Here is an 8,633-nt window from a genome sequence, read left to right as displayed (position 1 = left end):
CCATGCTGGGCGTACCATAATACAAAAGCCCCCACCGGAGTGGAGGCTTTCGGATCGTTGCGGCTATCGCCGCCCGGTCTTATTTTTGGATCGTAGCAACCGCGCCAGCGCCTACCGTACGGCCGCCTTCACGAATCGCGAAGCGGGTACCTTCTTCGATCGCGATCGGAGCGATCAGTTCAACCGTAACGGTGATGTTGTCGCCAGGCATAACCATTTCCGTGCCTTCCGGCAGGTTGATGATGCCCGTAACGTCGGTCGTACGGAAGTAGAACTGCGGACGGTAGCCCGTGAAGAACGGTTTGTGACGGCCGCCTTCTTCTTTGGTCAGGACGTAAACTTGAGCGGTGAATTGGGTGTGCGGTTTAACCGAACCCGGCTTGGACAGAACTTGTCCACGCTCGATTTCTTTACGATCCACACCGCGGAGCAGCGCACCGATGTTGTCGCCTGCTTGAGCGGAGTCGAGCAGTTTGCGGAACATCTCAACGCCCGTTACGACGGTTTTCTTCGTTTCTTCGTTCAGACCGACGATTTCAACTTCGTCGCCGACTTTAACCGTACCACGCTCTACGCGGCCCGTAGCAACCGTACCGCGGCCCGTGATCGTGAACACGTCTTCGACCGGCATCAGGAACGGTTTTTCCGTATCGCGCTCAGGCGTCGGGATGTAGCTGTCGATTTGCTCGAACAGTTCGATGATTTTTTGAGCCCATTCGCCTTCCGGATTTTGCAGCGCTTCGCGAGCGGAACCGCGGATGATCGGCGTGTCGTCGCCCGGGAACTCGTATTCGTTCAGCAGGTCGCGAACTTCCATTTCAACGAGTTCGAGCAGTTCTTCGTCTTCGACCATGTCGCATTTGTTCAGGAAGACGACGATGTAAGGAACGCCTACCTGACGGGAGAGCAGGATGTGCTCGCGCGTTTGCGGCATCGGGCCGTCAGCGGCGGAAACGACGAGAATCGCGCCGTCCATTTGGGCAGCACCGGTGATCATGTTTTTAACGTAGTCGGCGTGGCCCGGGCAGTCAACGTGCGCATAGTGGCGGTTCGGCGTTTCGTACTCAACGTGAGCCGTCGAGATCGTAATACCGCGTTCGCGCTCTTCCGGAGCTTTGTCGATTTGATCGAAAGCTACGGCAGAACCGCCGTATTTTTTAGCCAGAACGGTGGTGATTGCTGCAGTCAGCGTCGTTTTACCATGGTCCACGTGTCCGATGGTACCGATGTTAACGTGCGGTTTAGTACGTTCAAATTTAGCCTTAGCCATTGAACATTTGCCTCCTTAATATAAGGTAGTGATTTTTATGTGATAATCCCGGTTGCCCTTGCGCCTGCTCGGCGCATCGAGGCACCGGGTCATACATATTGTGGTTCTGTTATTCGCCTTTGTGTTTCGCGATAATCTGTTCGGCGATCGATTTCGGAACTTCTTCGTAGTGAGAGAGTTCCATCGAGAAGACGCCGCGGCCCTGGGTACCGGAACGAAGCGTAGTGGAATATCCGAACATCTCGGAAAGCGGCACTTTCGCGCGGATGATTTGCGCGCCGGAGCGCGAATCCATCCCTTCGATGCGGCCGCGCCGGGAGTTCAGCATTCCCATAACGTCGCCCATGTATTCCTCAGGAACAGTAACCTCGACTTTCATGATCGGCTCGAGAAGAACCGGGTTACATTTGTCTTTCGCCGCTTTCAGCGCCATCGAACCGGCAATTTTGAACGCCATCTCGGACGAGTCGACGTCATGGTACGATCCGTCGAAAATCGTAGCTTTGATGTCTACGACCGGGTAACCGGCAAGAACGCCATTTTTCATGGCTTCTTCAATACCCGCTTGTACAGCCGGAATGTACTCTTTCGGTACGACACCGCCGACGATTTTGTTTTCAAACTGGAATCCGCTGCCGGGCTCGAGCGGTTCGAACTCGATCCAGACGTGGCCGTATTGACCGCGGCCGCCGGATTGACGAACGAATTTGCCCTCGACCTTCGCAGGCGTGCGGAACGTTTCGCGATACGCAACCTGCGGTTTGCCGACGTTGGTCTCGACTTTGAACTCGCGAAGCATGCGGTCGACGATAATCTCAAGGTGAAGCTCACCCATACCGGAGATGATCGTTTGGCCCGTTTCTTCGTCCGTATAAGCGCGGAACGTCGGGTCTTCTTCGGCCAGCTTGGACAATGCTACGCCCATTTTGTCCTGGTCGGCTTTCGTCTTCGGCTCAATCGCGATTTCGATAACCGGCTCAGGGAAATTCATCGATTCCAGTATAACCGGATGTTTCTCGTCACACAACGTGTCGCCCGTGCCCGTGTCTTTCAAACCGACGGCCGCAGCGATGTCGCCTGCGTAAACTTCCGAAATTTCCTGACGGCTGTTCGCGTGCATCTGCAGTATCCGGCCGATTCTCTCGCGCTTGCCTTTCGTGGCGTTGAGCACGTACGAACCGGAGTTCAGAATGCCCGAATAGACACGGAAGAACGTCAGCTTGCCGACGAACGGGTCGGACATAATTTTGAATGCCAGCGCCGCGAACGGCTCGTTGTCGTCGGATTTGCGGGTCGTTTCCGTCCCGTCCGGCAAAACACCTTTGATATCCGGCACATCGACCGGCGAAGGCAAATAATCGACAACAGCGTCAAGCATCACTTGAACGCCTTTGTTCCGATAAGAGGAACCGCAGACTACCGGGAAGATTTTCACTTCGCACACGCCTTTGCGCAGCGCGGCTTTCAGTTCTTGAACGGTGATTTCCTCACCCTCAAGATACTTCATTGTCAAATCTTCGTCCAGCTCGGCAACTTTCTCGACAAGCTCCGCACGAAGCTCTTCGGCCTTGTCTTTCAGTTCGTCCGGAATGTCGGTTTTCTCCGGCTCTTTGCCCAGATCGTCCTTGTAAATGTAAGCGACGCGCTCGATCAGGTCGATAACGCCGACAAAGTCGTTCTCGGCGCCGATCGGCAGCTGGATCGCTACGGCGTTCGCTTGCAGACGATCGCGCATATCCTGAACGACATTCAGGAAGTCCGCGCCGATGATGTCCATTTTGTTCACGTAGGCGATACGAGGAACCCGATATTTGTCGGCTTGGCGCCAAACGGTTTCGGATTGCGGCTCCACGCCTTCTTTTGCGCTGAAGACCCCAACAGCCCCGTCCAATACGCGTAGGGAACGTTCGACTTCAACGGTGAAGTCAACGTGTCCCGGGGTGTCGATAATGTTGATGCGGTGACCTTTCCACTGGGCGGTCGTCGCGGCGGACGTAATCGTAATGCCGCGCTCCTGCTCCTGTTCCATCCAGTCCATCGTAGCGGCGCCTTCATGCACCTCCCCGATTTTATGGGTACGGCCCGTATAGAACAGAATCCGCTCCGTAGTCGTCGTTTTGCCCGCATCAATATGCGCCATGATCCCGATATTGCGCGTATTTTTCAAGGAGAACTCTCTTGCCATTCAATTGTCTCCTTTCGTTATGCGAATCCTACCAGCGGTAATGCGCAAACGCTTTGTTTGCTTCCGCCATTTTGTGCGTATCTTCGCGCTTCTTCACCGATGCGCCCGTGTTGTTCGATGCATCGATGATTTCAGCGGCCAGACGCTCTTGCATCGTCTTCTCGCCGCGGCTGCGCGAGTAATTCACCAGCCAGCGGAGACCGAGCGATGTCCGGCGTTCCGGCTTCACTTCAACCGGCACTTGATAGTTCGCGCCGCCTACACGGCGGGCTTTGACTTCGAGAACCGGCATAATGTTTTTGATAGCTGCTTCGAATACTTCCATCGGATCCTTGCCCGTACGCTCCCGAACGATGTTGAACGCATCGTACAGAATTTTTTGGGCAACGCCGCGCTTGCCGTCGATCATAATACGGTTGATCAGACGCGTCACGAGCTTGCTGTTGTACACCGGATCCGGCAGCACGTCGCGTTTGGCAACTGGACCTTTGCGTGGCATGCGATAATCCCCCTTTCCCCATATCGTCGCCAGGCCGGCATGAACGCTTGCCCGGCTCTATCCGATTACGATATTATTTCTTGTCTTTCGGACGCTTCGTGCCGTATTTGGAACGGCCTTGCTTCCGGTTGTTGACGCCCGCGGTATCGAGAGCGCCGCGAACGATATGGTAACGAACACCCGGCAGGTCTTTGACCCGGCCTCCGCGAACGAGCACGACACTGTGCTCTTGCAGGTTGTGACCGATACCGCCGATATAAGCCGTTACCTCAACGCGGTTGGTCAAGCGCACCCGCGCGTATTTCCGCAATGCGGAGTTCGGTTTTTCGGCGTCATCGTCCCTACGCGAGTGCACACACCGCGTTTTTGCGGGGAGCTTTGGTTCGTCTCCTCGCGTTTCAGAGCGTTGAACCCTCTTTGCAGGGCAGGCGATTTCGATTTCACGACTTTAGCCTGGCGGCCTTTGCGAACCAGTTGGTTAATTGTTGGCATGTTGCCACCCCCTTCCCATAAGGCTGCTGTCTCCTGAAAACATTCCCGTCTTTCAAGTCCACAGATCCAGGCGGTTCATAATGAAACGCACAAACGTTTTGCCGTCCGGCCTTTATACAAAGTCACTTCCGGCAAAAACGTCCGTTTCTTATTTCTCATCAGGGATAACCGCGGCCATAGCGGCTCCGACGTCGATCCCGCATGTTGCCCCGAGATTCTTCATCGTGTCGACCCACTGGACCGGTATCCCCGTCGTTTCACACAGCGCAACGACCTTGTTCACAATACGGGGATCTGCGTCTTGCGCAACATAGACGAGCGTGGCGAGCCGTTGCTCCACCGCTTTCGTCGTTTGCTTCGTGCCGATTCGGATAGGCATGAAATCACCTTTCTCCTCTAAAAAAGCAGAAGAACATACAGGCACACTCCGATATATTATCATCTTGATTCCGGCATTGTCAAGAAAGATGTGCACGAGCTTCAGAATAAAAGATCGCCGCGCGTTGCACGCGGCGATCGCCCTGGCAACTCGTCAAGACTCTATCGAAACCGTCTCGTTTTCGAGATGTTCTTCCGGTTGAGCCTCTTCCTCATCCAGGCCGGCAAAGCGAATGTTGCGATAACGGCTCATGCCCGTACCGGCAGGGATAAGCTTGCCGATAATGACATTCTCCTTCAGGCCGAGCAACTGGTCGACTTTGCCTTTGATTGCCGCATCGGTCAGAACGCGCGTCGTTTCCTGGAACGAAGCGGCCGAAAGGAACGAATCGGTCTCAAGCGACGCCTTCGTAATCCCGAGCAGAACCGGCTTGGCGACCGCAGGCTCGCGTCCGGCCAGAATCGCTTCGCGGTTTGCTGCCTCGTATTCGTGAATATCGACGAACGAACCCGGCAAGAGCGGCGTGTCGCCGGCTTCCACAATCCGGATTTTCCGCAGCATTTGCTTGATCATGACCTCGATATGCTTGTCATTGATCTCAACGCCCTGGTTCCGGTATACGCGCTGCACTTCCTGCAGAATGTAGTTCTGCACGCCGCGTATCCCTTTAATGCGCAGCATATCTTTCGGGTCGATCGAGCCGTCCGTCAGCTCGTCGCCGGCTTCGACGACCTGACCTTCCGTTACCCGGATGCGCGAACCGTACGTGACGGAATAAACTTTGGACTCGGCCTCGCCCTCGACTTCGATTTCGCGGCGGTCCTTCGCTTCGCGAATGCTCTTGATCGTGCCGTCCAGCTCGGAGATAATCGCCTGGCCTTTCGGATTGCGGGCCTCGAACAGCTCCTGAATCCGCGGCAAACCTTGCGTAATATCGTCTCCGGCGACGCCCCCGGTATGGAACGTCCGCATCGTAAGCTGGGTTCCCGGCTCGCCGATGGATTGGGCCGCGATAATGCCCACCGCTTCGCCGATTTCGACAAATTTCCCGGTCGCCAGATTGCGGCCGTAGCAAATTTTGCATACGCCGTGGCGGGCGCGGCAGCTGAGCACGGAACGGATCTGCAGCTTTTCGATGCCGGCCTTGACGATGGCGTCCGCCTTGCTCGCATCGATGAGCTCGTTGCGGCCCACGATAATTTCGCCCGTTTCCGGATGGCGGACCGTCTCGAACGAATACCGCCCTTCGATGCGGTCATACAGATCCTCGATAACTTCTTTGCCGTCTTGGATTTTGCCGACCGTGAAGCCTTTGTCCGTACCGCAATCCTCTTCCCGAACGATGACGTCCTGCGCGACGTCGACCAGACGGCGGGTCAAATAACCCGAGTCGGCCGTACGCAGCGCCGTGTCCGCGAGACCTTTCCGCGCACCGTGCGTGGAAATATAGTACTCCAGTACCGTCAGCCCTTCGCGGAAGTTCGACTTGATCGGAAGCTCGATAATCCGGCCCGACGGGTTCGCCATGAGACCGCGCATCCCGCCCAGCTGGGTAATCTGCGATTTGTTACCCCGCGCTTTGGAGTCGACCATAAGCATGATCGAATTGTAGCGGTCCATCGATTTCATCAAAATATCGGTAATCTGGTCCTTCGCACGGCTCCAGATTTCGATAATTTTGTCGTACCGCTCTTCGTTCGTAATAAGACCGCGGCGATACTGATTCGTGATGATGCGGACCTTCTCCTCGGATTCGCGGAGGATATCCTGCTTTTCTTCCGGCACGACAACGTCGGCCACGGCAATCGTAATCCCCGCGCGCGTGGAATACGTGAAGCCGAGCTGCTTGATCCGGTCGAGAATAATCGCGGTCTGCGTCGTCTCATAGGCGCGGAAGCAATGGGCGATGATCTGACCCAAATATTCTTTGCCGATAGCGCCCATTTGCGGCACGTTGTGCATAAACTCCCGCAAATCCGTGCCCTTCTCGAACACAAAATATTTGTCCGGCGTTCCTTGCAGCAAGTTCGCCTTCGAAGGCTCGTTGATGTAAGGGAACGTATCCGGGAAAATTTCGTTAAAAATAATTTTACCGACCGTTGTGGACAGCAGCGCCCGCTGCTGCTCTTCGGTAAACGATTTTTCTTCAGCGCCTTGGCCGGAATAAAGACGCGCGCATGCAACGATACGACTCCCCGCTGATAAGCGGAAACCGCTTCGTTCACGCTTGCGAACACCGATCCGCTACCTTTGGCCTCTACGTTGTCCATCGTCAAATAGTAGCTGCCGAGCACCATGTCCTGGGAAGGCGTAACGACCGGCTTGCCGTCCTTCGGGTTCAGAATGTTGCCCGAAGCGAGCATCAAGAGCCGCGCCTCGGCTTGCGCCTCGGCCGACAACGGAACGTGAACGGCCATCTGGTCGCCGTCAAAGTCCGCATTGTACGCGGTACATACGAGCGGATGCAGACGGATAGCCCGGCCTTCCACCAGAATCGGCTCGAACGCCTGAATGCCGAGACGGTGCAGCGTGGGAGCGCGGTTGAGCAGCACCGGATGCTCCTTGATCACTTCTTCGAGCACGTCCCAGACTTCCGGGCTTACGCGCTCGACCTTCCGCTTGGCGCTCTTGATGTTATGGGCAAGTCCTTTGTTTACAAGCTCCTTCATGACGAACGGCTTGAACAGCTCGAGCGCCATCTCTTTCGGAAGCCCGCACTGATACATTTTCAGGCTCGGCCCGACAACGATAACGGAACGGCCGGAATAGTCGACCCGTTTGCCCAGCAGGTTCTGACGGAAGCGGCCTTGCTTCCCTTTCAGCATATGGCTGAGCGATTTCAGCGGCCGGTTGCCCGGACCGGTAACGGGACGTCCGCGGCGGCCATTGTCGATCAGCGCGTCGACCGCTTCCTGCAGCATCCGTTTTTCGTTCTGCACGATAATGTCCGGCGCGCCGAGATCCAGAAGCCGCTTCAGACGGTTGTTCCGGTTAATGACGCGGCGGTACAGATCGTTCAGGTCGGAAGTGGCGAAACGTCCGCCGTCAAGCTGCACCATCGGCCGGAGCTCCGGCGGAATGACGGGCAGCACGTCGAGAATCATCCATTCCGGACGATTGCCCGAATTGCGGAACGCTTCGATCACTTCCAGCCGCTTGATCGCACGGTTGCGGCGTTGGCCCTGAGCGGTCCGCAGCTCTTCCTTCAGCGTCTCCACTTCTTTGTCGATGTCGATATCTTGCAGAAGCTTCTTGACGGCTTCAGCGCCCATGCCCGCCTGAAAACCGTAACCGTATTTTCCCGGTAGCTCCGGTACTCCTTCTCGGAAAGCAGCTGTTTCTTCTCGAGCGGCGTATCGCCCGGATCGGTTACGACATACGATGCAAAATAGATGATCTCTTCCAGCGAACGGGGCGACATGTCGAGCGCAAGCCCCATCCGGCTCGGAATGCCTTTGAAATACCAGATATGCGAAACGGGAGCGGCCAACTCGATATGTCCCATCCGTTCCCGCCGAACTTTCGCCCGGGTCACTTCAACGCCACAGCGGTCGCAAACGACGCCTTTATAACGCACCCGTTTATATTTGCCGCAATGACATTCCCAGTCCTTCGTCGGTCCGAAAATCTTCTCGCAGAACAAACCTTCTTTTTCCGGTTTGAGCGTCCTGTAGTTGATCGTTTCCGGCTTTTTGACTTCTCCGCGAGACCACGAACGGATTTTGTCCGGCGAAGCCAGCCCGATCTTCATGTACTCGAAGTTGTTCACGTCCAACAAGGAGCAACCCTCCTTCGTCTTGGTTACCGA

Annotated in this window: 4 protein-coding genes and 2 pseudogenes; all 6 read right to left on the bottom strand. The window is 55.9% G+C overall.

Annotated features, from left to right (window positions below):
* Window positions 1–79 precede the first annotated feature (79 nt).
* Window positions 80–1,270: an elongation factor Tu gene (tuf, locus tag PACILC2_RS12065; protein ID WP_062490496.1), complete on the bottom strand. Its 1,191-nt coding sequence runs from the start codon at window positions 1,268–1,270 to the stop codon at window positions 80–82.
* A gap of 109 nt (window positions 1,271–1,379) precedes the next feature.
* Window positions 1,380–3,455 (bottom strand): elongation factor G, encoded by a 2,076-nt coding sequence (gene fusA, locus PACILC2_RS12060; protein ID WP_062490494.1) that lies wholly within the window; start codon window positions 3,453–3,455, stop codon window positions 1,380–1,382.
* Between the two features lie 28 nt (window positions 3,456–3,483).
* Entirely contained in the window at window positions 3,484–3,954 is a 471-nt protein-coding gene (rpsG, locus tag PACILC2_RS12055) for a 30S ribosomal protein S7 (RefSeq protein WP_062490492.1), read from the bottom strand.
* Between the two features lie 73 nt (window positions 3,955–4,027).
* A pseudogene (gene rpsL / locus PACILC2_RS12050) lies at window positions 4,028–4,446 on the bottom strand (30S ribosomal protein S12).
* A 148-nt stretch (window positions 4,447–4,594) separates the two neighbouring features.
* Complete coding sequence (locus tag PACILC2_RS12045) at window positions 4,595–4,825, bottom strand: ribosomal L7Ae/L30e/S12e/Gadd45 family protein (protein ID WP_062490486.1); 231 nt, start codon at window positions 4,823–4,825, stop codon at window positions 4,595–4,597.
* A gap of 156 nt (window positions 4,826–4,981) precedes the next feature.
* A pseudogene (gene rpoC / locus PACILC2_RS12040) lies at window positions 4,982–8,576 on the bottom strand (DNA-directed RNA polymerase subunit beta'); the annotation flags it as partial.
* Between the last annotated feature and the right edge of the window lie 57 nt (window positions 8,577–8,633).

It is taken from the genome of Paenibacillus cisolokensis (genome assembly GCF_018403665.1).
GTDB lineage: Bacteria > Bacillota > Bacilli > Paenibacillales > Paenibacillaceae > Paenibacillus_AH > Paenibacillus_AH cisolokensis.
The sequence above is the reverse complement of the archived record's forward strand: the minus strand, read 5'-3'. Positions and strand labels throughout refer to the sequence as shown.

What these genes read in the sequence shown, in the direction of transcription:
- tuf (WP_062490496.1), bottom strand. Translation starts at nt 1,270, where the DNA reads ATGGCTAAGGCTAAATTTGAACGTACTAAACCGCACGTTAACATCGGT.
- rpsG (WP_062490492.1), bottom strand. Translation starts at nt 3,954, where the DNA reads ATGCCACGCAAAGGTCCAGTTGCCAAACGCGACGTGCTGCCGGATCCG.
- PACILC2_RS12045 (WP_062490486.1), bottom strand. Translation starts at nt 4,825, where the DNA reads ATGCCTATCCGAATCGGCACGAAGCAAACGACGAAAGCGGTGGAGCAA.
- fusA (WP_062490494.1), bottom strand. Translation starts at nt 3,455, where the DNA reads ATGGCAAGAGAGTTCTCCTTGAAAAATACGCGCAATATCGGGATCATG.